At 63.6% G+C, this 25,871-nt stretch carries 20 protein-coding genes; 11 read left to right on the forward strand and 9 right to left on the reverse strand.

Annotated elements, in window-relative coordinates:
- Positions 1-4: 4 nt before the first annotated feature.
- Together NK8_RS17015 and cobA are read right to left on the reverse strand one after the other, a co-directional pair.
- Positions 5-577, reverse strand: coding sequence for an ANTAR domain-containing response regulator (locus tag NK8_RS17015; RefSeq protein ID WP_213230153.1), 573 nt, complete (start codon positions 575-577; stop codon positions 5-7).
- 93 nt (positions 578-670) lie between these two features.
- Complete coding sequence (gene cobA, locus NK8_RS17020) at positions 671-1,438, reverse strand: uroporphyrinogen-III C-methyltransferase (RefSeq protein WP_213230154.1); 768 nt, start codon at positions 1,436-1,438, stop codon at positions 671-673.
- A gap of 638 nt (positions 1,439-2,076) precedes the next feature.
- On the opposite strand from cobA, the gene NK8_RS17025 reads away from it, so the two are divergent.
- The 10 genes from NK8_RS17025 to NK8_RS17070 all read left to right on the forward strand — a co-directional run bounded on the left by NK8_RS17025 (position 2,077) and on the right by NK8_RS17070 (position 13,655).
- The gene (locus NK8_RS17025) at positions 2,077-3,402 is read left to right on the forward strand and encodes an MFS transporter (protein WP_162067290.1); all 1,326 of its coding nucleotides are present in this window, start codon (positions 2,077-2,079) and stop codon (positions 3,400-3,402) included.
- Between the two features lie 13 nt (positions 3,403-3,415).
- Positions 3,416-5,956 carry a nitrite reductase large subunit NirB gene (nirB, locus tag NK8_RS17030; protein WP_213230155.1) on the forward strand — a complete coding sequence of 847 codons (2,541 nt, stop codon included), beginning with the start codon at positions 3,416-3,418 and terminating at the stop codon, positions 5,954-5,956.
- A gap of 18 nt (positions 5,957-5,974) precedes the next feature.
- Entirely contained in the window at positions 5,975-6,319 is a 345-nt protein-coding gene (gene nirD / locus NK8_RS17035) for a nitrite reductase small subunit NirD (protein WP_061174417.1), read from the forward strand.
- Positions 6,316-7,575 (forward strand): NAD(P)/FAD-dependent oxidoreductase, encoded by a 1,260-nt coding sequence (locus NK8_RS17040; protein WP_213230157.1) that lies wholly within the window; start codon positions 6,316-6,318, stop codon positions 7,573-7,575. Before nirD ends, NK8_RS17040 begins: the two co-directional genes overlap by 4 nt.
- A gap of 22 nt (positions 7,576-7,597) precedes the next feature.
- Positions 7,598-10,333 carry a nitrate reductase gene (locus NK8_RS17045; protein WP_213230160.1) on the forward strand — a complete coding sequence of 912 codons (2,736 nt, stop codon included), beginning with the start codon at positions 7,598-7,600 and terminating at the stop codon, positions 10,331-10,333.
- 294 nt (positions 10,334-10,627) lie between these two features.
- On the forward strand, positions 10,628-10,774 hold the full coding sequence (locus NK8_RS17050) for a hypothetical protein (RefSeq protein WP_213230163.1): 147 nt from the start codon (positions 10,628-10,630) through the stop codon (positions 10,772-10,774).
- Positions 10,775-10,949: 175 nt separating this feature from the next.
- Positions 10,950-11,300 (forward strand): hypothetical protein, encoded by a 351-nt coding sequence (locus tag NK8_RS17055; RefSeq protein WP_162067295.1) that lies wholly within the window; start codon positions 10,950-10,952, stop codon positions 11,298-11,300.
- A 122-nt stretch (positions 11,301-11,422) separates the two neighbouring features.
- Entirely contained in the window at positions 11,423-11,770 is a 348-nt protein-coding gene (locus NK8_RS17060; RefSeq protein ID WP_213230166.1) for a hypothetical protein, read from the forward strand.
- Between the two features lie 146 nt (positions 11,771-11,916).
- Positions 11,917-12,885: a hypothetical protein gene (locus tag NK8_RS17065; protein WP_213230167.1), complete on the forward strand. Its 969-nt coding sequence runs from the start codon at positions 11,917-11,919 to the stop codon at positions 12,883-12,885.
- 143 nt (positions 12,886-13,028) lie between these two features.
- Complete coding sequence (locus tag NK8_RS17070) at positions 13,029-13,655, forward strand: hypothetical protein (protein WP_213230168.1); 627 nt, start codon at positions 13,029-13,031, stop codon at positions 13,653-13,655.
- Between the two features lie 10 nt (positions 13,656-13,665).
- On the opposite strand, the gene NK8_RS17075 is transcribed toward NK8_RS17070, so the two are convergent.
- From NK8_RS17075 to NK8_RS17100, 6 genes are all read right to left on the reverse strand, one after another.
- Positions 13,666-15,156 (reverse strand): heavy metal sensor histidine kinase, encoded by a 1,491-nt coding sequence (locus NK8_RS17075; RefSeq protein WP_162067299.1) that lies wholly within the window; start codon positions 15,154-15,156, stop codon positions 13,666-13,668.
- Positions 15,153-15,866 carry a heavy metal response regulator transcription factor gene (locus NK8_RS17080; RefSeq protein ID WP_061144901.1) on the reverse strand — a complete coding sequence of 238 codons (714 nt, stop codon included), beginning with the start codon at positions 15,864-15,866 and terminating at the stop codon, positions 15,153-15,155. Before NK8_RS17080 ends, NK8_RS17075 begins: the two co-directional genes overlap by 4 nt.
- Before the next feature lie 30 nt (positions 15,867-15,896).
- Positions 15,897-17,405: an efflux transporter outer membrane subunit gene (locus tag NK8_RS17085; RefSeq protein ID WP_225936320.1), complete on the reverse strand. Its 1,509-nt coding sequence runs from the start codon at positions 17,403-17,405 to the stop codon at positions 15,897-15,899.
- Positions 17,402-18,640 (reverse strand): efflux RND transporter periplasmic adaptor subunit, encoded by a 1,239-nt coding sequence (locus NK8_RS17090; protein WP_213230169.1) that lies wholly within the window; start codon positions 18,638-18,640, stop codon positions 17,402-17,404. Before NK8_RS17090 ends, NK8_RS17085 begins: the two co-directional genes overlap by 4 nt.
- Positions 18,641-18,661: 21 nt before the next feature.
- Entirely contained in the window at positions 18,662-21,847 is a 3,186-nt protein-coding gene (locus tag NK8_RS17095; protein ID WP_213230170.1) for an efflux RND transporter permease subunit, read from the reverse strand.
- Positions 21,848-22,224: 377 nt separating this feature from the next.
- Positions 22,225-22,491 (reverse strand): DUF4148 domain-containing protein, encoded by a 267-nt coding sequence (locus tag NK8_RS17100; protein WP_061174408.1) that lies wholly within the window; start codon positions 22,489-22,491, stop codon positions 22,225-22,227.
- Positions 22,492-22,758: 267 nt separating this feature from the next.
- Between NK8_RS17100 and NK8_RS17105 the strand changes: the two genes are divergently transcribed.
- Entirely contained in the window at positions 22,759-24,090 is a 1,332-nt protein-coding gene (locus NK8_RS17105) for an Nramp family divalent metal transporter (RefSeq protein WP_213230171.1), read from the forward strand.
- Between the two features lie 546 nt (positions 24,091-24,636).
- On the opposite strand, the gene NK8_RS17110 is transcribed toward NK8_RS17105, so the two are convergent.
- Positions 24,637-25,803, reverse strand: coding sequence for an IS30 family transposase (locus tag NK8_RS17110; RefSeq protein ID WP_213228989.1), 1,167 nt, complete (start codon positions 25,801-25,803; stop codon positions 24,637-24,639).
- Between the last annotated feature and the right edge of the window lie 68 nt (positions 25,804-25,871).

The following is a 25,871-nucleotide window of genomic DNA, read 5'->3' on the forward strand; positions in this document are numbered from 1 at the left end:
GGCGCTAAAACAGATCGGACAGCGCGAGCAGTTGACGCGCGATCTCCGCGACCTTCACGCCCTGATCCATCGCGCGCTTGCGAAGCGCAGCATAGGCTTCGTTTTCGGACATGCCGCGCTTGTCCATCAACAGGCGTTTCGCGCGGTCGATGACCTTGCGCTGCTCCAGCTCATCCTCGACCTTCGCGAGACGCTGACGCAACTGCGCTTCATGCGCGAAACGCGCGAGCGCGACTTCGATGATCGGCGCGAGACGCGCCGGCGCGAGCCCTTCGACGGAATACGCGGTCACGCCCGCGCCGACCGCCGCGCGGATTAACTGCTGGTCGGCGTCGTTGCTGAACATCAGCACGGGACGCGGCGCGGCCTTGTTCATCACGGCGAGTTGTTCGAGCGTATCGCGCGAGGGCGATTCGGTATCGATGATGACGACATCGGGTTTCTGGCTCTCAACCGCCGCGTGCAACGCCGAAGGCGCGGCCACTTCAGCGAGCATTTCATAGCCCATGCGCGCGAGTTGTTCGCGCAAATCGCCGATGGGCTTGTCGGTATCGGTAACGAGGAGAACGCGCAGCATGCGGGCAGCGGAAGAGGTCATGCGAAGAACGGCACAAGCGGCGGATACGACGTTAACGACTTTAGCGCGCCGCCTGCCGTTTGAGAACCTGCTTCACGCGGCATGGGCCAGACCTTCGGCGCTTGCTGCGCGCGCCGTGAATTCAGCCGCTTCGCCGATCGCGCCGCCGATGAGAATCACCGCCGGACTGCCGAGACCCGCCGCGATAGCTTCTTCGGCGAGCCTGTCGAGCGTCGTGACGAGCCGCTTTTCCTGCGACGATCCCGCGTTCTGCACGACGGCCGCGGGCGTGCTCGCGGGCAACGCTTCGAGCAGCGCCGCCTTGAGACTCGCGATGCGGCTCATGCCCATATAGATCGCGAGCGTGGTTCCCGTGGCGGCGAGCGCGGCCCAATCCGGCTGACTGTGATCCTGCATGTGCGCGGTGACGAAGGTCACGCCCTGGCAATGATCGCGATGCGTGAGCGAGATGCCGAGTCCGGCCGCCGCCGCGAATCCCGACGACACGCCATTGATGATGTCGACCGTAATATGCGCTTCACGCAATGCGGCGATCTCTTCGCCCGCGCGGCCGAACAGCAGCGCATCGCCGCCCTTCACGCGCACGACGTGCAGTCCCTTCTTCGCATAACGCTGCATGAGGCGCTGAATGAACGCCTGCGGCGTCGACTTGCAGCCGCCGCGCTTGCCGACGCGGATCACGCGCGCATGCGGCGCAAGCGTGACGATCCCGGCGTTGGCGAGATCGTCGACGAGCAGGATGTCGGCGGCGGCGAGCGCCTTCGCGGCGCGCAGGGTCAGCAGATCCAGATCGCCGGGGCCAGCGCTCAACAGGGTGACTTTGCCTTTGATGGTGCTCATCGTTGCTTCCTGAGTCCGTGCGTACTTGCGTATGTGAGGCGCATCGGCGCGGCAAACGCCGATAGCGTCCGCTCGTGTCGTTGCACGATGGGGACGCCTTTGTCCTTGCTCTTCTGAATGGATGTGCCGTGAACGCCGTTGCCCGCAGCGCTTGCATCAATGCAATAAGCGGGCCATTGCGATGGAACGAGGCTGCGACGCGATTCATCGCACTGTCGTTGTGCGCGGGGCGCACACGCGGCACCGCTTCGGCGCGCATGTGCTTCCTTCGAGTGAACGCACTGGCTAACCGGATGGTACAAAAATCATCCGGCCCGCATTGAATGTCGATGCACGCTCGCACGGCATCAGTGCTGCGTCGCACCATCCCTGTGCCCGTCTGCATCGAAACGCGCCGCCGCATGACGGTGCGCGCGCGTTGCACGCATCCCGTCGAGCCTTTGCCAGCATGCCTTTTCCGGCCGAATCATCACGCATGGCATAGCCCTTGCCTTAAGACTTGCCATCGGATCAACGGCGATCCGTCCTGAATACAGCGCCCGGCAGGTTGCAGCCATGCGGGCATCGGACAACGGCGTCCCCCGCATTCGGCCAACCGGTCGAATGCGCGGGACGCCTTTCTTTTTGGCGGAAAGACGATGGACAAAGCCACCCGGATCGATCTCTTCAGCATGCGCAGCGCGCCGATGCGCGCCTTCCATCTCACGTGGATGGCGTTCTTCGTGTGCTTCTTCGCGTGGTTCGCCTGCGCGCCGCTGATGCCGCTCATCAAGCGCGAATACGGACTCACGGCGGACCAGGTCGCCAACATCAACATCGCCGCAGTGGCCGTGACGATTCTCGTGCGTCTGGTCGTCGGTCCGATGTGCGATCGCTTCGGCCCGCGCAAGGTGTACAGCGCGCTGCTGCTCGCGGGCGCCGTGCCGGTGCTCGGCGCGGCGCTGTCGACGGGCTACGACAGCTTCCTGTGGTGCCGTCTCGCGATCGGCGCGATCGGCGCGAGCTTCGTCATCACGCAGTACCACACCTCGGTGATGTTCGCGCCGAACGTCGTCGGCACCGCGAATGCGACGACGGCCGGCTGGGGCAATGCGGGCGCGGGCGCGGCGCAGGCGATCATTCCGCTGCTGGTCGCGGCGGCGATCGCGCTCGGCGCCGGTGAAGCATCGGCATGGCGCGTCGCGCTGATCGTGCCGGGCCTCGCGATGCCGGTGATGGCCTTCTTCTACTGGCGCTACACGCAGGACTGCCCGCAAGGCGACTTCGCGACGCTGCGCCGCGCCGGCATCGCGATCGACGGCGGCAAGAAGGGTGGCTGGCAGAGCTTCGTGACCGCGTGCTCGAACTATCGCGTGTGGATGCTGTTCGTGACGTATGGCGCGTGCTTCGGCGTGGAAGTGTTCATCCACAACATGGCGGCGATCTACTACGTCGATCACTTCAGTCTCACGCTCGGTCAGGCGGGCATGGCGGCGGGCAGCTTCGGCCTGCTCGCGCTGTTCGCCCGTGCGCTCGGCGGCTGGCTCTCCGACAAAGCCGCCGCCAAGAAGGGCCTCGATGTCCGCGCGACGCTGCTGTTTGCGCTGATCGCGGGCGAAGGCATCGGCCTCTATGCGTTCGCGCATGCGCCGAGCGTCGTGCTCGCCATCGTTTCGATGCTCGTCTTCGGTCTCTTCACGCACATGGCGTGCGGCGCGACCTACGCGCTCGTGCCGTTCATCGACCGCAAGGCGCTCGGCGGCGTCGCCGGTGTGATCGGCGCGGGCGGCAATGTCGGCGCGGTCGCGGCGGGTTTCCTGATGAAGGGTCTCGGCAACGCGCAGGCGACGCTCTCGATGCTCGGCGTGGTCGTCGCGGGCACGGCGCTGTGCGCGCTCGCGGTGCGCTTCTCGCCCGAACACAAGGCACGCGAAGCCGCGCTGCGCGAAAGCGCGCTCGCAGCCAACAACGTCGTTGCAAACTAAAAAGGTCCCTGACATGAAAATCGTCGTCATCGGCCACGGCATGGTCGGCCACAAGTTCCTTGAATGTCTCGCCGAGCGTGGCCATTCATCGCTCGAAGTGACGGTGCTGTGCGAAGAACCGCGCGCCGCATACGACCGCGTGCATCTGACCGAATTCTTCAGCGGCAAGAGCGCGGATGATCTTTCGCTCGTCGAAGCGGGATTCTTCGAGCGTTCGGGCTATGCGCTGAAGCTGAACGCGCGCGCGGTGGCGATCGATCGCACGGCGCGCACGGTGAGCGCATCGAACGGCGATGTGCTCGCGTACGACAGGCTCGTGCTCGCGACCGGTTCATACCCGTTCGTGCCGCCGGTCGAGGGCCGCGATCGCGATGGCTGCTTCGTGTATCGCACGATCGAAGACCTCGAAGCGATGCAGTCGTTCGGCGCGCGTGCGAAGACGGGCACGGTGGTCGGCGGCGGTCTGCTCGGTCTCGAAGCGGCGAAGGCGCTGCGCGATCTCGGCCTCGAAACGCATGTGGTGGAGTTCGCGCCGCGCCTGATGGCCGTGCAGGTCGATGACGGCGGCGGGCGCGTGCTGCGCGGCAAGATCGAGGAACTCGGCGTCACGGTGCATACGGGCAAGAACACGCTTGCGATCGTCGAAGGCGAAGGCGCGGTCAACCGCATGAATTTCGCCGACGACACGCATCTCGACACCGACATGATCGTGTTCTCCGCGGGCATCCGTCCGCGCGACGACATCGCGCGTGCTGCGGGACTCGAGATCGGCGCGCGCGGCGGCATCGTGATCGACGACACCTGCCGCACGAGCGATGCCGATATCTTCGCGATCGGCGAATGCGCGTTGTGGAAGGGCCAGTTGTTCGGTCTCGTCGCGCCGGGTTACGACATGGCGCGCATCGTCGCGAAGCAGATCATCGGCGAGGAAGCCGCTTTCGCGGGCGCCGACATGAGCACGAAGCTCAAGCTGATGGGCGTCGATGTCGCGAGTATCGGCGACGCGCACGGCAAGACGCCGGGCAGCCGCACGTATCAGTACAGCGACGAGCGCAAGCAGGTCTACAAGAAGATCGTCGTGTCCGATTGCGGCAAGTTTCTGCTGGGCAGCGTCATGGTCGGCGATGCGACCGAATACGGCACGCTCCTGCAGATGATGCTCAACAGGATCGAGTTGCCCGAAGCGCCCGAGTTTCTGATCCTGCCTTCGAGCGATGGCAAGGCCAAACCCGCGCTCGGCGTCGAGGCATTGCCCGATGGCGCGCAGATCTGCTCATGCAACAACGTGAGCAAGGCGGAAATCTGCGCGGCCGTGTGCGCGGGCGCGACGAGCATCGGCGCGATCAAGTCGTCGTGCAAGGCGGGCGCGTCGTGTGGCGGCTGCGTGCCGCTCGTCACGCAAGTGATGAAGTCGGAGATGAAGCGGCAAGGTCTCGCGGTGAACAATCATCTGTGCGAGCACTTCCCGTATTCGCGTCAGGAGCTGTATCACATCGCGCGCGTGGAAGGGCATCGCACGTTCGGGACGCTGCTCGCGAAGCATGGCAAGGGACGCGGCTGCGATATCTGCAAGCCCGCCGTCGCGAGCATTCTCGCTTCGTGCTGGAACGAGTTCGTGCTGAAGAAGGAGCACGCGAGCCTGCAGGACTCGAACGATTACTACCTCGCGAACATTCAGCGTGACGGCACGTATAGCGTCGTGCCGCGCATGCCGGGCGGCGAAGTCACACCCGATGGCCTGATCGCGGTCGGCCAGGTCGCGAAGAAGTACGGCCTCTATACGAAGATCACCGGCGGCCAGCGTGTCGACATGTTCGGCGCGCGCGTCGAGCAATTGCCGTTCATCTGGGAAGAGCTCATCGCGGCGGGCTTCGAATCGGGTCATGCGTATGGCAAGGCGCTGCGCACGGTCAAATCGTGCGTCGGTTCTACGTGGTGCCGCTATGGCGTCGGCGATTCGGTCGGTCTCGCGATCGAACTGGAGAACCGCTACAAGGGCCTGCGCACGCCGCACAAGATCAAGTTCGGCGTATCGGGCTGCACGCGTGAATGCGCCGAAGCGCAAGGCAAGGACGTCGGCGTGATCGCGACGGAAAAGGGCTGGAACCTCTACGTGTGCGGCAACGGCGGCATGAAGCCGCGTCACGCCGAACTCATCGCATCCGATCTCGATCACGACACGCTGGTGCGCTATATCGACCGCTTTCTGATGTTCTATGTGCGCACGGCCGATCGCCTGCAACGCACGAGCGTGTGGCGCGACAACCTCGAAGGCGGCCTCGATTATCTGATCGACGTGGTCATCAACGACAAGCTCGATATCGCCGTCGAACTCGAAGCGGAAATGCAGCTCGTCGTCGATACCTACGAAGACGAATGGAAGAAGGCCGTCACCGATCCGCACACGCGCAAGCGCTTCCGTCACTTCGTCAACAGCGATGCGGGCGACGCGAACGTGACCTTCGTCGAGGAGCGAGGTCAGATCCGTCCCGCGACGGTCGAAGAACGCAAGTCGAAGCTCGCTGACATTCCCGTCATAGTCGAAACCGTCTGAACCCTGGAGAAAAAGATCATGAACGACCGCATCGAACAGGACTGGACCGCCGTGTGTGAACTCGACGATATCGTGCCGGATACGGGCGTCTGCGCGCTCGTGAAGGGCACGCAAGTCGCGGTGTTTCATCTCGCGGGCGAAGACGAGACCGTGTATGCGATCGACAACTACGATCCGCATTCGCAGGCGGCGGTGCTGTCGCGCGGGATCGTCGGGAGTCTCGGAGAGCGCGTGGTCGTCGCATCGCCGATCTATAAACAGCACTTCGATCTGCGCACCGGCGAATGCCTCGAAACGCCGGAGCTTTCGGTGAGCGCGTATCGCGTGAAGGTCGCGGGCGGCAAGGTGTGGGTCGCCGCATGAAGACCGAATATGCGGTTGCGGGCATCGCATCGCTGAGGGCAGCCGCGCCGCGCCAGCGGCTCGTCGTGATCGGCAATGGCATGGCGGGCATGCGTACGGTGGAGGAGCTGCTGAAGATCGCGCCCGAACTGTACGACATCACGGTGTTCGGCGCCGAACCCTACGGCAACTACAACCGCATTTTGCTGTCTCCGGTGCTGGCGGGCGAGAAGAGCGTCGATGACATCATTCTCAACACGCGCGAGTGGTACGACGCGAACGGCATCACGCTGCATGCGGGCGATGCCGTCGTCGAAATCGATCGTGTGCGGCGCGTGGTGCGCTCGGAAAAGGGCATCGAGGCGCGCTACGACCGCCTGTTGATCGCGACGGGATCGAAGCCTTTCATCATCCCGGTGCCCGGCTGCGATCTGCCTGGGGTGATCGCATTTCGCGATATACAGGATGTCGAAGCGATGCTCGACGCCGCGCGCGATCATCGCCACGCGGTGATCATTGGCGGTGGGCTGCTCGGGCTCGAAGCGGCGAATGGCTTGCAGCGGCAAGGCATGTCGGTGACGGTCGTGCATGCCACCGACAGCCTGATGGACCGTCAACTCGATGCGAGCGCGTCGGCGTTGCTCAAGCGTTCGCTGGAAGCGAAGGGTCTGCGTTTCGCGATGGCCGCGCAGACCACCGCGATCATCGGCGAGGACCGCGTGCGCGCCGTGCGTTTCGCGGATGGCACGCAGATCGATGCGGACCTCGTCGTGATGACGGCGGGCGTGCGGCCGAATATCGCGCTGGCGCAGGCTTCGGGTCTGCATTGCGAGCGCGCGATCGTCGTGGATGACACGCTGCAGAGCTTCGATCCGCGCGTCTATGCGGTCGGTGAATGCGTGCAGCATCGCTCGGCGACTTTCGGCCTCGTCGCGCCGATCTGGGATCAGGCGCGCGTGGCGGGCGCGCATCTCGCGGGCGCGGGACATCGGCGGTACGTGCAGCGCGCGACCGCGACCAAGCTGAAGGTGACGGGCGTCGATCTGTATTCGGCAGGCGATTTCATCGGCGGTGGAGGCAGCGAGGATCTCGTGTTGCGCGATCCTCGCCGGGGTGTCTACAAGCGGCTCGTGCTGCAGGCGGGACGTCTGATCGGCGCGGTGCTGTATGGCGATGTGAAAGACGGCGGCTGGTATTTCGATCTGATTCAGAGCCGCACGGATGTGGCGCATCTGCGCGGCAAGCTTCTATTTGGCAAGACGTTGTGTGAAGCCTGAGACAAGGCCAAGGAAACCGAACGTGAGCATGCCCATCATCCCGATACAAACCGCCTCCGTCAAAACGACGTGCCCATATTGCGGCGTCGGCTGCGGCGTGCAAGCCACCCCGAAGAGCGCGACCGAAGTGACGATCGCCGGCGATGAAGCGCATCCATCGAACTTCGGTCGTCTGTGTGTGAAAGGCTCGGCGCTCGGCGACACGGTGGGCCTCGAAGGCCGCCTGCTCAATCCGAAGCTGCGCGACAGACAGACGGGGTCGCTGACCGACGTGTCATGGAACGACGCGCTCGGCACGGTCGCGACCGGCTTCTCGCGGATCATCGCGCAACACGGACCGGATGCGGTCGCGTTCTATGTATCGGGCCAGTTGCTCACCGAGGACTACTACGTCGCGAACAAGCTGATGAAGGGCTACATCGGCAGCGCGAACATCGATACGAACTCGCGTCTTTGCATGTCGTCGTCGGTGGCGGGGCACAAGCGTGCATTCGGCGAAGATCTCGTGCCGATGAATTACGAAGACCTCGAACTCGCGGACCTCGTCGTCCTGGTCGGTTCGAACACGGCATGGTGTCATCCGATTCTCTTTCAGCGCATCGTGAAGATGAAGGAGACGCGGCCGGATGCGAAGATCGTCGTGATCGATCCGCGTCATACCGCGACGTGCGAGATGGCGGACCTGCATCTGCCGCTCAAGCCCGGCAGCGACGTGCGGCTCTTCAACGGCCTGCTCGCGTTTCTCGCGGAACACGGCGCTACGGATGCGCCTTTCGTCGATGAGCACACCAATGGCTTCGATGCCGCGCTCGCCGCCGCGGGGCCCTCTGATCTCGCGCAGACCGCGAAGGACTGCAAGCTCGATCAGCATGATCTGATGACGTTCTATCGCCTGTTCGCGCGCACCGGGCGCGTGGTGACGGTGTACTCGCAAGGCGTGAATCAGTCGAGCGCGGGCACGGACAAGGTCAACAGCATCATCAACTGTCATCTGCTGACGGGGCGCATCGGCAAGCCGGGCATGGGGCCGTTCTCGTTCACGGGTCAGCCGAACGCGATGGGCGGCCGCGAAGTCGGCGGTCTCGCGAATACGCTTGCCGCGCATCTGGAGTTCGGCGATCCGTTGCATGGCGAGATCGTGCAGACGTTCTGGCGTTCACCCGCGATCGCCGAACGCGCGGGTCTGAAGGCCGTCGAATTGTTCGAAGCGATCGAAGCCGGTCGCGTGAAGGCCGTCTGGATCATGGGCACGAATCCGGTCGTGAGCATGCCCGATGGCGATCGCGTGAAGCGTGCGCTCGCCAAGTGCGAACTCGTGGTGAGTTCCGACATCATCGAGCGCACCGATACCAACGCGTGCGCCGATGTGCTGCTGCCCGCGCTCGGCTGGGGCGAGAAGGACGGCACGGTGACCAACTCGGAGCGGCGCATCTCGCGCCAGCGCGCGTTCATTCCCGCGCCGGGCAAAGCGCGCGCGGACTGGCGCATCATCTGCGATGTCGCGCGATGGATGGGTTTCGATGGCTTCGACTTCGCAGGGCCGCACGCGATCTTCGACGAGCACGCGCGACTCTCCGCGTATCGCAACGACGCAGCAGCGGGCGTGTATCGCGCGTTCGATATCGGCGGCCTGTCCGGCATGAGCCGCGCGCAATACGACGCGCTGAAACCCGTGCAGTGGCCGTTGCCCGCGACGGCGCAAACCGGCGTCGCGAGGCTCTTCGAAGCGCGCCGCTTCAGTCATGCGGATGGCCGCGCGCGCTTTGTCGCGACGGCATCGCGTGCGCCGGTCAACGCACCCGACGAGGACTATCCGCTCGTGCTCAACACGGGGCGCGTACGCGATCAATGGCACACGATGACGCGCACGGGCCGGTCAGCGAAACTCGCGGGGCATATCAGCGAATCGTTCATCGACATGCATCCGCAGGACGCACTTGCATGCGGCGTGCGTGAAGGGGAACTCGCGCGCGTGGCGAGCCGCTGGGGCTCGATGATCGCGCGCGTGCAGCATGGCGGCGGCATGCCGCGCGGCAGCGTGTTCGTGCCGATTCACTGGAACGATCAGGTGGCCTCCGATGCGCGCGTGGGCGCGGTGGTGAATCCTGTCGTCGATCCGGTGTCGGGCGAGCCGGAGTTCAAGCACACGCCCGTTTCGATCGAGAAATTTCACGTGACGTGGCACGGCTTTTCGCTTTCGCGCAGCGTGCCCGATCTGGAGCGCGTCACGCACTGGACGCGCGTGCATGGCGCGCGATTCGTGCGCTACGAGATGGCGGGCCGCAATCGCTTCGATGCCGCGCACGGCGATCATCACGACTGGGCGCGCGCGCTCTTTCACATCGACGATCATCACGCGGACTGGATCGAATACGAGGACAAGAGCGCGGGCGTGTATCGCGCGGCGCATGTGATCGACGATCGCATCGAGAGTTGCGTGTTCATCTCCGAGCGTCCGGACTTGCCGGCGCGCGCGTGGCTCGCGACGCTTTTCGAAAAGGACCGGCTCGACGACGAGGATCGCGCGAGTCTCCTGCTCGGTCAGCCGATTGGCAAGGGCGAGGACACCGGGCCGACCGTGTGTTCGTGTTTCGGTGTCGGGCGCAATACGATCTGCGATGCCATTCGCGACAAGGGGCTGAAAACCGCTGCGGAAATCACCTCGTGTCTGAAGGCGGGCGGCAACTGCGGATCGTGCGTGCCGGAGTTGAAGAAGCTTATCGTCGAGACGGAGTTGGTGCGGTTGAGTACGGTTTGATCGCTGCGTGGTCTGACGCACGAAAGCGGGCGCTTGTCGCCCGCTTTTTCGTTTCCGGCGGCCTGACGACGTCAACACAAATCCCCGCAAACCCGCGTGAACAGGTCGTTTCCGGCGTATCGCCCGATCATATGAGCGCTGCCCAACCAAACTTTTCCGCGAATTATTACCACGTGAAATGTAGTGTTCGGTCTCCCACGCATGACGCGATCCATCTTCCGTAAAGTCACATCAAAACAAGGCAAGCAGTAATCAGCCTGAAAGCAAAAAGCAAGAAGTCATACGGGGATTGCGATGAAGAAGAACGCAAAACAAATCGACAGGGTGGAAGGCCAGCGCGCCGCAATCCGCTCGACGGGAACCTCTCGCCCGTCACACGCCAGCATCGAATCAATGCACGAACGACGGTTTCGCCCGATCGACGTGCGCGGCGTTTCCTGATCGAACCGACCCGCGCCCCTGGCGCTTCCTGTTTCAAAACGCTCGCTGGTTCACCGAAACGAAATTCGGACAAGCGCTTGAAAAAGGAATACTAACTAATTATCTGCCGTACCCGCTACATACCGGCGCCAATGTAGCTGGAAACTCGTGTGCGCCAACACTTGGAGACTTCACCATGCAACGCAAACTGATCGCAGCTGCCGCCGCTCTCTCGCTCGTTTCCGCCGCTGCTTTTGCAACGGGCACGAACTCCAGCTCGAGCTCGACGTCGGGCGGCACCACCGCTGCAGCCGTGCACGGCTTCGGCTCGTTCACGGCGACCAACGCCGGCATCGCCAACGGCCACGCTTCGTCGACGGCAGGTCAGGGCTTCGGCTCGACCGGCAACACGACCAACGCGACGACCGGCCACATCAACACGTCGTCGGTCGGCGGCAAGGGCTTCGGCGGTTCGACGGCCACGGGCGTGTCGGGCGCCGACGCCGCTGCGAATGCCTGGAGCAAGCTCGGCGGCGGCTGGCGCTAAGCACACGGCGACGGACGGCGGACTTCGCCGCAACGGGGTTCGCTTTCCCGCAACCGTGTGACCGCAGTTCGAAGAACAAAAAACGAAATCCAATCTTACTTTTTCGATAAGGAATGCAAATCATGAAACGCACTCTGATCGCTGCCGCACTGCTCTCGTTCGTCTCCGTCGCCGCGATGGCCACGACCACAACCTCCAGCTCGTCCTCGACCTCGGGCGGCACGACGTCGGCTTCCGTCTCGGGCTTCGGCCACTTCAGCGCCACCAACTACGGCACGGCGAACGGCAACGCGCAATCGGTCGCGGGCAACCTGTTCGGCGTGACGGGCAACGCCACCAACGCGACGACGAGCCACACCAACACGTCGAACGTGAACGGCTTCGGTCGCGGCAACGCGCAAGCGGGCGGCACCTCGGGCGCGGACGCAGCGGCCAACGCATGGAGCAAGCTGGGCGGCGGCTGGCGCTAAGCCAGTCTGTCAGTCAAGGCAGAGGCGGCGTCATGACGAGCCGTATGCTTGCGGGACACCGCCTTTGCCGAACCAAATAAAAAGAATCCAGGTCGTCCGGGACCGTCATGCGCTGTGGCGTTCCCCTTTAATTCCGGAGAACCATAATGAACAAGACCACTTTGCAATTGGCATGCGCCGTGCTGTTTTGCGCCGCGCAATTTGCCCATGCTGACACCACCGCCAATTCCTCGTCGGGCTCGGTTTCGGGTTCGACGTCCACGGGCATCGGTCAGGGCGGCGGTTCGAGCCTGAACAACATCGGCACGTCGGCTAACTCGACGGCCAACACCAGTTCCAATTCCTCGTCGGTGGGCGGTCTCGGCGTCGCGACGGCCAGCGGCGGCCGGTCGACGGCGCAGGGCGGCTCGTCGAACGTCAACATCTCGCTGTCGATGCCGTCGCTCACGAATTCGGGCAACGACGCGAGCGGCACCGACGCGACCGGCAAGGCATCGACCGGTCCGGGCACGAGCGCCTTCGACACGCGCACCACGGTCGACTACAACCAGAGTTCGTACTCTGTACGCACGACGCCGTCGATCGCAGCGCCCGCGCTGACGACGACGCTCTCCGACACCTGCATGGGCTCGGCGAGCTTCGGCCTGTCGATCACGGGCTTCGGCGCGACCGGCGGCACGACGCTCGTCGACCAGGCTTGCGTGCGCCGTCTCGATGCGCGCGAATTCCGCGCGATGGGCCTGACCGATGTCGCGCTCGCGCTGCTCTGCCAGAGCGAAGCGAATCGCCGCGCGGTCGAAGCGACGGGCCATCTGTGCCCGGGCACGACCACGCCGCTCGCGAAGTCGGGCGCGGACGCGGTGCTGTCGGATGACGAGAAGTATCGCGATCCGCTGGTGCGCGCGCGTCTCGGCCTGCCGGTGACGGCGGCGAACAATCCGGAAGTCAATCTGAAGGCCGCGGAGCCCGCCCAGGCGAAACCGGCGCCCGCGAAGCAGGTCGCGCAGCCGACGCCGGTCGCGTCCCGCGTGTACGATCAGAGCGAAAGCGCGCATGGCGTCGAGGTGGCGAGCACGCCCATCGGCGAAAAGATCGAGGTCTCGCTGGTGAAGTGAGGAGGCAGCAGATCCAGCGGCAGCGTATCGCCATGGAGCAGCAGAGACGCGTCTGAGCGATCGGGCCGTCTCTCCCTTTCAAGGGTTGGCTCGGAAAGACTGGTCCCGGAGAGTCAACCCTCGTTTTCCCGCTGAGGCATGCGATGAAGAGTCAGATGAAAACGGCGGCCATCGCGCTCGCGGCGAGTGCAATGGTTGCGATGACGCCGCTCGCTGCGCACGCCGACGTGAGCGCCGGTGTTGTGTGGGCCGCGAATCCGGTCGGCGTGCAGGCGATGCCCGATGCGCAAGCGCTTGCCCTGTTGCCGTCGAGCGGTTATGTCGCGTTGCAGAGTTCGGGCGGCAAGTGTCTGCTCGTGGCGCGGCGCGGCACGCAGATCGTCGCGGTGGAACTGACGCCGCTTGCGATCGGCGCGAAGATCATCGGCTGGAAGCCACAGGAGATCGACATGAGCACGCTCACGTCGAAGTGGGGCTACGAGCCGCCGAAATCGTCGATCGATACGAAGGGCTTCGGCAATCCCGTGACGAACGCGATCTCGGAGCAGAGCAGGACCGACACGTCGAAGGGCGGAACCTTCGCGCGCGCGAGCAGCTGGAGCAACGGCAATGTCGAAGCGCACAGCAGCGCGATCGCATCGGGCTCGGGCGAGACCGAAGCCGCCGAGGCCGTGACGGTGAACGGCAAGACGTATCGCAAGTACAGTCATTTCAAGCCGGCGACGGCCGACGCGCCGGTGGCGGCATCGGACGAATACTTCTGTCAGTGACGCACGCGTTTTACGTCGCAGCAGATTTGCTGGGTTCGACGACCGGCGGCGCGGCCAGGGCCACGTCCTCCGCTGGCCGGCCCTCGCTGCCGAAACGCGCGACCGAGAACGAGAACGTGTTGATGCCGTTCTGACTCGTCGCGGACACCGTGCCGCGATGCATCTCCGCCACCGCCTTGACGATGGCGAGCCCGAGGCCGTGATTCTCGCGGCTATTGGTGCGCGAACTTTCCGCGCGATAGAAGCGGTCGAACAGATGCTGCATCACTTGCGGCTGAATCGGCTCGCCCGGGTTCGCCACCGCAACGCGCACGCGCCCATGCTCACGCGTGATCGACACGGATATCTTCGCGCCGGGCGTGCAGTGCTGAATCGCGTTCATCACGAGATTGGAGATCGCGCGCCCGAACAGCGACGTGTTGACGTAAGCGCGTGCATCGCCGCTCGCGACCGCGCTGACGTGCGCCTCTTCCAGCGGAATTTCCAGAAACTCGAGCGTGCGATTGACTTCGGCCGCGAGCGACACTTCGACGAGGCCCGTCGCGCGTTCGCCCTGATCGGCGCGCGCGAGAAACAGCATGTCGTTGATGATGGCGCGCACGCGCTCGAACTCTTCGAGATTCGATTGCAGCGTGTGGCGCAATTCGTCGATCGAGCGATCGCGCGTCAAGGCCACTTCCGTCTGACCGATGAGTATCGTGACCGGTGTGCGCAATTCGTGGGCGACATCGGCGTTGAAGGATTCGAGCCGTCCGTATGCGTGATCGAGCCGTTCGAGCGCGCCGTTGAAGGACTTCGCGAGTTCGTCGAGTTCCATCGGCAAGGCGCGGGTGTTCAGGCGTTGCGAACGGTTGGTCGGGCTCAGTTTCGATGCATCGCGCGTGAGACGCGTGAGCGGCGCGAGCCCGAGGCGCGCGACCGAGTAACTCAGCACCAGCACCGCGATGGTCGAGAGCGCCATGAAGGCCGCGAGCGCAAGACCGAAGGCGCGCATCGTGTGGACGTTCGGCGAGCAGTCGATCGCGACGAACAGTTGCAAGGGCGGACGGTCCGCATTAGGCGGAATCGTCAGCGTGGTCATCAGCATGTCGTAGGCGCGGTCGTCGGGGCGGACCTGCGCGTAGCCGCCCGTCAGGCGCTTGGTGACGCTACCCAGGGGCGGCGAGCCATATTCAAAGCGCGGATCGTTGCTGGATACCGCGAAGCGCGTGGAGCCGTCGCGCGGCGTGATGTCCGCGAGCTTCTCTTTCGCGATCTTCCATCTGTCCGGATTCGATGCGTGCGTGACGATGAGGCGCGCCACTTCCGCGCGATTGTCGAGCGAATCGCGCAAGTGCTGCTCCAGTTGCACGCGCAGCACGAGAAACAGTCCCGAGCCGACCAGCGAGAACACGAACAGCGCGACGAGCGCGAACATCACGGCGAGACGCCGCGCGATGGAGCGCTGCGTGCGCGGTTCGGATGACTCGTGCGGCACCGATGCAGCCCACGGCGTGTTCATGATGGTCTCGCGTCTTCCCTGGTTTCGCGCGTGTCGCGGGCTTCGCGCACTTCGAGCACGTAGCCCATGCCGCGCACGGTGTGCAGCAGTTTCGTGCGGAACGGTCCGTCGAGTTTCGCGCGCAGGCGCTTGATGGCCGTTTCCACGACATTCGTGTGACTTTCGAAATCGACTTCCCAGACGAGCTCGGTGATCGCGGTCTTCGACAGTATGTCGCCGTGACGGCGCGCGAGCACGGAGAGCAACTGGAACTCTTTCGCGGTGAGGTCGAGCCGCACGCCGTCGCGCGTCGCGCGGCGGCCGATCAGATCGACGTACAGATCGCCGACCGAAATGAGCGTCGATTCCTGCGCGCGCGTACGGCGCGCGAGCGCATGCAGACGCTCGACGAGTTCGAGGAAAGAGAAAGGCTTCGTCAGGTAATCGTCCGCGCCTTCGCGCAGACCGCGCACGCGATCGTTGATGTGATCGCGCGCGGTGAGCATGATGACGGGTGTCGACTTCTGCATGCGCAGCGCCTTCAATACCGCGAAGCCGTCGCGTCGTGGCAGCATCACGTCGAGCACGATCACGTCGTAGTCGTATTCGATGGCGAGATGCGTGCCTTCCTCGCCGTCCATCGCGACATCGACGACCCAGCCTTGCTCGGTCAACCCCGAGCGCAGGTAATCCACCACCTTGTGTTCGTCTTCGACTATCAGGACTTTCATGCCTGGCACCTGTGCGCGTTCAGTGTGTGTTTACCGCATTGTCTCACCGCTCACTATACGAGTCTCGCGGTGATCCTGCTGATGTTTTGTCTGCGCCGCATCCGCGACTTCTTCGCCATCGTGCGCCGCGTCATGCGCGTCCCAGCCGCCGCCCAATGCTTTCACGAGCGCGACCGATACGGTGCGCTGCTGGCCGCGAATCTGCACGTCCTGACGCTCGCTCGTCAGCAGTTGCTGCTGCGCGGTGATCACGTCGAGATACGCGACGAGGCCGCCCGAATAGCGATCGTTCGCGAGCGACAGCAGGCGTTGCGCATCGTCGACGGCTGCGTGCGACTGTTTCGCCGCGCCATCGAGCACCGACAATCCGACGATGCCGTCCTGAACCTGCTGAAATGCGCCGAGCACCGTCTGCCGATAGTTCGCGACGGCCGCGGTATACCCTTCGCTCGCGAAATCGACAGCAGCCGCGCGCCGTCCTCCATCGAACACGACCTGGCTCGCCATCGTGCCGATGGTCCACAACAGGCTCGGCGCGGAAATCAGACTGGAGAGCGCTGTGCTCTCCCAGCCGATCGTGCCGTTCAGCGTGAGGCTCGGGAAGAACGCCGCCTTCGCGACGCCGATCTGCGCATTGGCCGCGGCCATCGCGCGCTCGGCCGATGAAACATCGGGCCTGCGTTGCAGCACGTCGCTCGGTATGCCGAGCGGGATCGGCGGCGGCGGGCGTTCGTCGAGCGCCGGCGCGATGGCGAACTGCGGCGCGGGCGTGCCGACCAGCGCGGCGATCGCATGCTCGAACTGCGCGCGCTGATTCAGCAGCAACTGCGCCTGCACGCGCGTCTGGTCGAGCAGCGCCTGTTGCTGCAATACGTCGAGGCCGGAGACCGCGCCCAGATCGTGTTGCGCCTTCACGTAATCGAGCGCCTTGTTCTGCAGCACGACGGAGCGGTTCAGCACGTCGATTTCCGCGTCGAGCTCGCGCATCGAGAAGTAGTCGCTCGCGAGATCGGTCGTGAGCACGAGCCGCGCATTGGCGAGATCGTCGCGCGATTCGTCGGCCGATGCGCGCGCGCCTTCCACTTCACGTCGAATGCGGCCGAACAGATCGACGTCGTAATTGACGGTCGGCGCGAGCTTCAGATCGTTCTGGACGGTCGAGTTGTTCGGCGTCGCATAGTTGGTGACGGGGCGATTCTTCGAGACGCGCGAACGTGACGCGTTCGCGCCGAGATCGACTTCGGGCAGCGCGAGCGAGGACGTTTGAGCGAGCGTCGCGCGCGCCTGCGCGTAATGCGCGCTCGCGGCGGCGAGCGTCTGGTTCTGCGCAAGCGCCTCGGTTTCGAGGCCGTTGAGCGTGGTGTCGCCGAAGCCTTGCCACCAGTCGAGCGCGAGCGGCGCATGCGACGGCTCGCCGACGCGCCAGTACGAATCGGTCTTCCAGGTTGGCGGCGTTTCGGCGACGGGCCGGCGATAGTCCGGCCCGACGGTGCATGCCGCGAGCATCGAGACGAGCGTGATGCAAAGCGCGGCCTTCATGATGCCGCCTTGCTGCCCGACGCGGCCTGTTGCGGCCCTTGCGGCGCGATCACGACATGATCGCCGTCCGCGACCGAATCGCTCGGATTGATGATGATCCTGTCGTTCGGCTCGATGCCGCTTTCGATTTCGAGCGACTGGCCGAGATCCTGCGCGATCACGATCTTGTTCAGATGCACGTGGCCGTTCGCATCGACCACAGCCACACGCGGGCCTTCGGCGCGAAACAGCAGCGTATTGCCGGGCACCAGCATGCGCGCATGCGCGTTCGCGGGCAGCGCGACCTGCACATACGCGCCGGGACGCAGACGTCCATCGGGATTCGGCAGCGTCACTTCGACCTGCAGCGAGCGCGTGGGCACGTCGATGGCGCCGGAGATGTGCGTGATCTTGCCGTGAAATTGCTGGCCCGGCAGTTCCGCTTGCGTGACGGTCACGTCTTGTCCCACCGTCACGTTTTGCGCATACGCCTGCGGCAACTGCACGAACACGCGCAACGGATCGGATTGCGCAAGCGCGAACAGCGCGCGGCTCGTGCCGCTGCCTGCATCGATGAGATCGCCCACATCGACGTTGCGGTGCGTGACGACGCCCGCGAACGGCGCGACGATGCGCTTGAACGATTCGAGCTGACGCAGGCGCTTCACGTTGGCGTCGGCGGCGGCGAGATTCGCGACATCCTGATTGAAGGTGCTCTGACGTTCGTCGAGTTCCTGTTGAGACACGGCATCGCGTTGACGCAATTGCTGCCAGCGTTCGAGCGAACTTTTCGCGAGACCGAGGCTGGATGCGGTCTGATCGCGCTGCGCGACGGCTTGCGCGAGTTCCTGATCGATCTCGGGCGTGTCGAGATCGGCGAGCAACTGGCCCTGCTTCACGCGCGCGCCGATATCCACGTACCAGTGCAGCAGATAGCCCGTTGCGCGCGCATAGATCGGCGATTCGACGAAGCCGCGCAGCGTCCCCGGCAAGGTCGTTTCGCCGCCGCCGTCGGTGTGCGTCGGCATGACGACATTCACGTACTGCTGCGCGTTCTGCTGTGTGCGGGTTGCGATCGAGCGGCTATGCAGCATGTCGGTGACGACGGTGCGCGCCGCGCCGATCGCGAGCAGCGCGAGCACGATGACGAGCGCGATTTTCGCGCGCCTCCATTCGACGTTGCGTGGCGGCAGCGCGGGCCCTTCGTTCGGGTCGCGAGCGGGAATCGCAAGCGATGCGTGGTTCTTTTCGGTCATGTTCGTGGACGTGCTGTGATGTCAGTGTTGGTCGCTGGCGTCTTCGTGCTGCGCCCGACCCTTGCGCGCAGCGCGGCGCACGAGGCGCGCATGAATGCCCGCGAAGACGAGCGGCACGAAAAAGAGCGTGGAAACCGTGGCGAACAAAAGCCCGCCGATGACCGCACGGCCGAGCGGCGCGTTCTGTTCCGCGCCTTCGCCGAGGCCGAGCGCCATCGGAATCATGCCGATGATCATCGCGAACGCGGTCATCAACACGGGCCGGATGCGGCTCGCGCCCGCTTCGAGCGCGGCGGTGAGCGGCGGCATGCCGGCGTTCAGGCGTTGCCGCGCGAACGAGACCATCAGGATGCTGTTCGCGGTCGCGACGCCCATCGTCATGATCGCGCCGGTGAGCGCGGGCACGCTCAGGTGCGTGCCGGTGAGAAAGAGCATCCAGACGATGCCCGCGAGCGCGGCGGGCAATGCGCTCACGATGATGAGCGGATCGATCCACGACTGGAAGTTCACGACGATCAGCAGATACACGAGCACGATGGCCATCGCGACGCCCAGGCCGAGGCCGAAGAACGACGTACGCATCGTTTCGACCTGGCCGCGCACGATGATCTGGCTGCCGCGCGGAAGCGCGCGGCGCGCGTCATCGACGAGATGATTCACCTGCCGGGCGACGCCGCCGAGATCGCGCCCTTCGACGCTCACGAAAAGATCGATCACCGGCCGGATGTTGTAGTGCGTGACCACCGCGAACTGCGTCTGCGGCGAGATGCGCACGAGATTGCCGAGCAGTTGCGTGGGGCCGTTGAGCGATGCGGAGACCGGCGTGCGCAGCAGTTCGTCGATCGACGAGACCTGGTATTGCGGCGTCTGCACCGCGAGGTTGTATTCGACGCCGTTGCGCGGATTGAACCAGAATCCCGGCGCAGTTTGCGAGCTGCCGGATAGCGATACCAGCACGTTCTGCGCGACATTGCTGGCGGAAAGATTGAGTTGCTGCAGGCGCGTGCGATCCATCTGCAAGTCGATGGCGGGCTCGTCGAGTTTTTGCTGGATGTGCGTATCGACATTGCCGGGAATCATGCGGATCTGCTTCATCAGCTTGCTCGCGACTTCGAAGTTCGCCTGCGCGTTCTGTCCTTGAATCTGCACGTCGATGGCGGCGGGCAGGCCGAAGTTCAGGATCTGCGTGACGATGTCCGCGGGCTGAAAGAAGAACTCGACGCCGGGAAAGCGGTGCGGCAGCAGCGCGCGCAATTCATCGATGTAGGTCTGCGTCGGTGCGTGATCGGGTTTCAGCGCGACCTGTATCTCGCCATCGAGCGTGCCGATCGTGCCCGCGTTGCTGTACGAAAGGTTGATGCCGCTATAAGGAAGGCCAAGATTATCGAGTATGGTCGCGAGCTCGTCTTGCGGCACGATCTGGCGCACCACCTTTTCGACCTGATCCGCCAGACGCGCGGTTTCCTCGATGCGCGTGCCGGTCGGCGCACGCATGTGCAGGCGGATATCGCCCGCATCGACGCTCGGAAAGAAGTCTTCGCCGAGCACGAACACGAGCGCGGTCGAGAGCGCACAGAAGCCGAGAAAGAGCGATGCGAACAGACGCCTTCTCACGAGCAGCGTCGAAAGAATGACGATATACGCGCCGCGCATGCGCTCGAAACCACGATCGAAACGGCGATGCAGCCGCATGAAAACATTCGGCTTCGACTTCGCGTCGGGCGCGTGCGCGTGGCCCATCAAGAGCATCGCGAGCGTGGGAACGAGCGTGCGCGAAAGAACGTAAGACGCGATCATCGCGAAAACGACGGCTTCCGCGAGCGGCACGAACAGGAACTTGGCGACGCCGGTGAGGAAGAACATCGGCACGAACACGATGCAGATGCATAGTGTCGAAACCAGCGCGGGCACCGCGATTTCGCCCGCGCCTTCCAGAATCGCATCGTGCAGATTCGTGCCCATGTGCAGATGGCGCTCGATGTTTTCGATCGTCACCGTCGCGTCGTCGACGAGAATGCCGACCGCCAGCGCGAGCCCGCCCAGCGTCATGATGTTGATGGTCTGCCCGAGCGCATGCAGCACGATCAGCGACGACAGAATCGAGAGCGGAATCGATATTGCAATGATGCAGGTGCTGCGCCAGTTGCCGAGAAAGAGCAGGATCATCGCGGCGGTGAGCGCGGCGGCGATCAGCGCTTCGCGCACCACGCCCTGCACGGCGGCCTTCACGAACACGGACTGATCGAAGAGCGCGCTGATCTTCAGGTCCGGCGGCAGCGAGGCGCGCGCCTGCGGCAAGATATCCTGCAACGTGTTGACGATAGAAAGCGTCGAGGCGTTGCCGTTCTTCAGCACGGAGATCAGCACGCCGCGATGACCGTCCTGTCGCACGATGTTGGTCTGTGGCGAGAAGCCGTCGCGCACGTGCGCCACTTCGCGCAGGTAAGTGGTCGCGCCGTTGATCGTGCGTACCGGGATGTCGTTCAGACCCGCGACCGTCGCGGGCGAGCCGTTCATGTTGATCGTGTATTCCTTCGGGCCGATCTTGGCGGTGCCGGTCGGCAGGATCAGGTTCTGCGCGTTGACGGCCTGCACGACATCGGTCGGCGTGAGGCCCTTGGCGAGCAGCGCGCGCGTATCGAGATCGACCGAGATGAGGCGCGTCTTGCCGCCGTACGGGTAGGGCACCGCCGCGCCGGGAATCGTCACGAGTTGCGGACGCAGGAAGTTGAGCGCGGTGTCGTTCAGATCCTGTTCGGATTGCTTCGGGCTCGACAGGCCGAGCTGGATCACCGGAATGCTCGACGCCGAATAGCTGATGACGAGCGGCGGCGTCGCGCCCGGCGGCATCTGCTTCAACTGCGCCTGCTCGACAGCGACGGTTTGCGCGATGGCGGTCTGGATATTCGCCGTCGGTTGCAGAAAGAGCTTGATGATCGCGATGCCGGGCAGCGACTGCGACTCGATGTGCTCGATGTTGTTCACGGTCGTCGTGAGGCTGCGCTCGTTGACCGACGTGATGCGATTGGCCATGTCCTGCGCGGACAGTCCCGTGTAATTCCAGATGATGCTGACGACGGGAATATCGATTTCGGGAAGCACGTCCACTGGCGTCGTCAAGAGGACGAAGGGCGTCGCCAGCAGAATCATGATGGCCATCACGATGAACGTATAAGGCCGCTTAAGCGCAACGTTGACTATCCACATTGAGTCGTTCGGAAGATGCTTGGGAAGGGCGCTGCGAGAGAAGCGGGTGCGGCGCGCGAGACGCAATGACGGAACGAGGCGGGCGATTCGCCATCAGTGTCGCTATGGTAGTGGCCGGGTACCAACGACAATATGGCTTGAATATGGCGCGTCTGTCAGATTAGGCGATTTGAAAGCAAGCTTGCGAAAGCACGTGGTCAGGACCGCGTGCTTGTGTCACTGAAACCGGGAATAGCGCGGCTTCAGTGCGAGTAACTCTGTGCGTCGGGTACTTGCGATGGACGCGCTGGCGCGAAATGAGGAGAGGGTGAGCGAGACGGCGCGGGATCGTTCGCAGCCGGCGGTAGCCGCGCGTGTCTCGATGAAACGGAAGATGTTTATTGCGCGTTCTGCGTGGCCGGTTGACCGGAAGCGGACGAGCCATCGGACGACGATCCATAGGCGGTCGATGATTGCACTTTCGCTTCTGCAGCCTGGATGTTGTCCGGATAGAACGCATCGCGCTCGGACGGGTTATAGCCGGCTTGTTCGACGCGTTGGAGGTCCGCTTTGACCTGGGCGCGCGTGAGGCCTTCGGATTGTGCAAACGCGGCCAGCGGTGCGGCGGCGAGTGCGATGACGGCGATGCGTGTGACTAGTTTCATGGCGTACTCCTCAAGCGAGTGAAGGATGAACGCGGCGTGCGGGTTGCGCGATGTGCAGCGTCGGCACGCTTACCACAGCCACCACTGGATTCTATTCGTCGGACCGTGACGAGATGCTGGCGATCAGATGGCGTTATGGTCAGATTGGAGCGTCTGCTGAATCAGCTGTGAAAGCTCGTCGACGGGCATCTGTCATCGCGGACAGCCGGTGATAGACTCGCCCGCGTGAGACGGTTTGTAAGCCTTTCAAAATCAGGAACCGATAAATTGCCGTTCAAACTGCCGACCACTGCCACCGCGCCGTTCTGCCCGTCCGAAGTCAAGGGCTCCGTCGCCATTGCGCCAGGCGCGCCGCTCTGGAAGAAGCTTCTGCAGTTTGCCGGCCCCGGCTTGCTCATCTCCATTGGTTATATGGACCCGGGCAACTGGGCGACGGATATCGAAGCCGGATCGCGATATGGCTATGGCCTGCTCTTTGTCGTCGTGCTGTCGAGCCTTGCGGCGATGGTACTGCAATGTCTGTCGATGCGGCTCGGCATCGTCACGGGAAAGGATCTCGCGCAGTTATCGCGTGAGCGTTATGCGAAGCCGGTCGCGAATGTGCAATGGATGCTCGCGGAGTTATCGATCATCGCGTGCGATCTTGCGGAAGTACTGGGCGGCGCGCTTGCGTTTCATTTGCTGTTCGGGGTGTCGCTGATCTGGGGCGTGGTGCTTACCGCGTTCGATACGCTGATCGTGCTTGGCCTGAAGGGCAAGAATTTCCGCGATCTCGAAGCGATCATGCTCGGGCTCATCGCGACGATCGGTGTGGGGTATATCGTCGAGCTCGTGCTCGTGAAGCCGCATTGGCCTTCGGTTGCGGCGGGGCTCGTGCCTTCGATTCACGCATTGAGCGATCGGGAGCCGCTCTATCTCGCGATCGGGATTCTCGGCGCGACCGTGATGCCGCATAACCTGTATCTGCATTCGTCGATCGTGCAGACGCGGGTCGTGAATCGCGATGCGCAGAGCCTTGCGTCGGCGATCAGTCTTTCGCGGATCGATACGATCGTTTCGCTCGTTCTGGCGCTGTTGATCAATGCGGCGATTCTGATTCTTGCTGCGTCCGCGTTTCATGCGACGGGGCATACGCAAGTCACCGAGATCGAGGATGCCTATAAGCTGCTTGCGCCGATTGTCGGGACGGGACTGGCGGCGGTTCTTTTCGCGGTGACGTTGTTTGCGTCAGGCCAAAGCTCGACGTTCACCGGGACCATTGCGGGGCAGGTGATCATGGAAGGCTTTCTGCGGTTGAAGATTCCGTGTTATCAGCGGCGGTTCATTACGCGGGGGCTCGCACTCGTGCCGGCGTTGATCGGGGTGTATGTGTTGGGGAACGGGGCGGTCGGCAAGCTGCTTGTGGCGAGTCAGGTGGTTTTGAGTCTGCAACTGCCGTTTGCACTTTATCCGCTGATTCGGATGACGAATGATCGTGGGTTGATGGGGGTGTTTGCTAACACGCTGTTTATGCGAATCGTCGTTTGGGCGCTCTTTGCGGTGATCAGTGCGGCGAATGTCTGGCTGGTGGTGCAGACGGTTGCTGAATGGCTTGGGTGAATGTTGTGGCGCTCGGGTGTTGTCGCTGGATCCCGTATTCGTGTCGGTCTATTGGCGTTGCCCCTGTGCGGGGCGGCAGTCACTTTCTTTGCTGCTGCAAAGAAAGTAACCAAAGAAAGCAGCTCGATACGCCCGCGGTCACACGCAATTTGGGTATCCTTCTCCTCGCTCGTGGCCTCTGTAGCGAGTGCCCTCGTAGGCCTAACCGGGCTTGGACCGCGCACGGTCTGACAAGCTAGTCGTTTGAGCGCGCTGGTTCAGCACGAAACAGTTCCGGCACAGCGCTGCGCGCTGCCGTTGGGTATGGAAGGGAAACAGACGAGAAAAAGGATACGCAGAAGCGCACGCAGACCCGATGTACCCATCGGCCGCGAAGCGGGACGGATCTATTTGGTGCTGAACCAGCCACGCGTGTGGTGCGAAGCGGCAGACCGTGCGCGGTCCAAGCCCGATGTGGCCTACGAGGGCACTCGCTACTGCTGTGCCAGGACTGATCGCCTGCGCCGCGGCCGGCATGAAGTGCTTTGGATGGGGAAAGCGGCGGATTCAACCGGTCAACGCAACGCCCAACGTCTCGGCCAATTTCTCCGCTGGCGTCATAAAACCCAAGGTCTGCCGCGGCCTTTCATTGAGCCGCTTGGCAATTGCGTTCAACTCAGCCTGTGAGTAATGATCCAACGGCTGGCCTTTTGGAAAGTACTGCCGCAGCAATCCATTGGTATTCTCGTTACTCCCTCTTTGCCACGGCTTTCGCGGTTCGCAGAAGTACACCTGCATATCTGTCGCCATCGTGAACTGCGCGTGAGCTGCCATCTCCGTGCCCCGATCCCATGTCAACGAGCGCTTCAATTGCGCAGGAAGCTTGCGCACCTGCTTGATCAGCGCCTGCGTGACGCTCTGCGTGTCTTTGCCCGGCACCTTCACCAGCACCAAATAGCGTGAATGCCGCTCCACTAGCGTAGCAACGTGCGTGTCGATTGAACCTGCAACCAAATCGCCTTCCCAATGCCCTGGCACAGCGCGATCCTCGGCCTCGGCCGGGCGTTCGCTGATCGGCACCGCATCGATGATCGTGCCGCGATTCTGACCCCGCTTCGAGGCGCATTTCGGACGACGCACTGCGCGCCTGGTGCGAAGCTCACTGATCAATTCCTTCTTCAGCGCTCCACGCGTCTGGATAAACAGCGTCCGATAGATCGTTTCGTGCGAAATGTGCATCTCCTTGCGTTGCGGGTATCGCCTCTTGAGCCAGCCCGAGATCTGCGCAGGCGACCATTGTAGGCGCAGCCCTCGCGCGACCTGCCTACACAAGCGCGCATTGCCCGCCAGCGCGCATTGTTTCGGACGCAACGCGCGCCTCCAAGCCAACTCATCGGCCGCATGCGCGCGATACTTCTCGCGCCCTCCATTGCGGCTCACTTCACGGCTGATGGTCGATTTGCTTCGCCCCAACTGCGCTGCAATCGACCCATACGACTCATTCTGGCTCAACGCTCGCGAGATCTCTTCGCGCTCGCATAAGCTCAAAGCACGCGCTGCGCGCTGGCGCGGCGCCGGCGCGATCCCGCCATGTTTGGCGATATGCCGGTGCGTTGAGCCGACATCCCGCTGTAACGCCCGCGCAATCGCACTGACGCTTTCCCCATTACGCCAAAGCTCCCAGAGCCGCCGCCGCTGCGCTTTGCCCAACCAAGGCTTTCTCTGTCGAGTCATCGATGCTCCCCACCTGTATCACGATCATTAGATCAGAGGTGTTGCATCGACCGGTTGAATCCGCCCCT

The sequence above is a fragment of the Caballeronia sp. NK8 genome, from assembly GCF_018408855.1.
Taxonomy (GTDB): domain Bacteria; phylum Pseudomonadota; class Gammaproteobacteria; order Burkholderiales; family Burkholderiaceae; genus Caballeronia.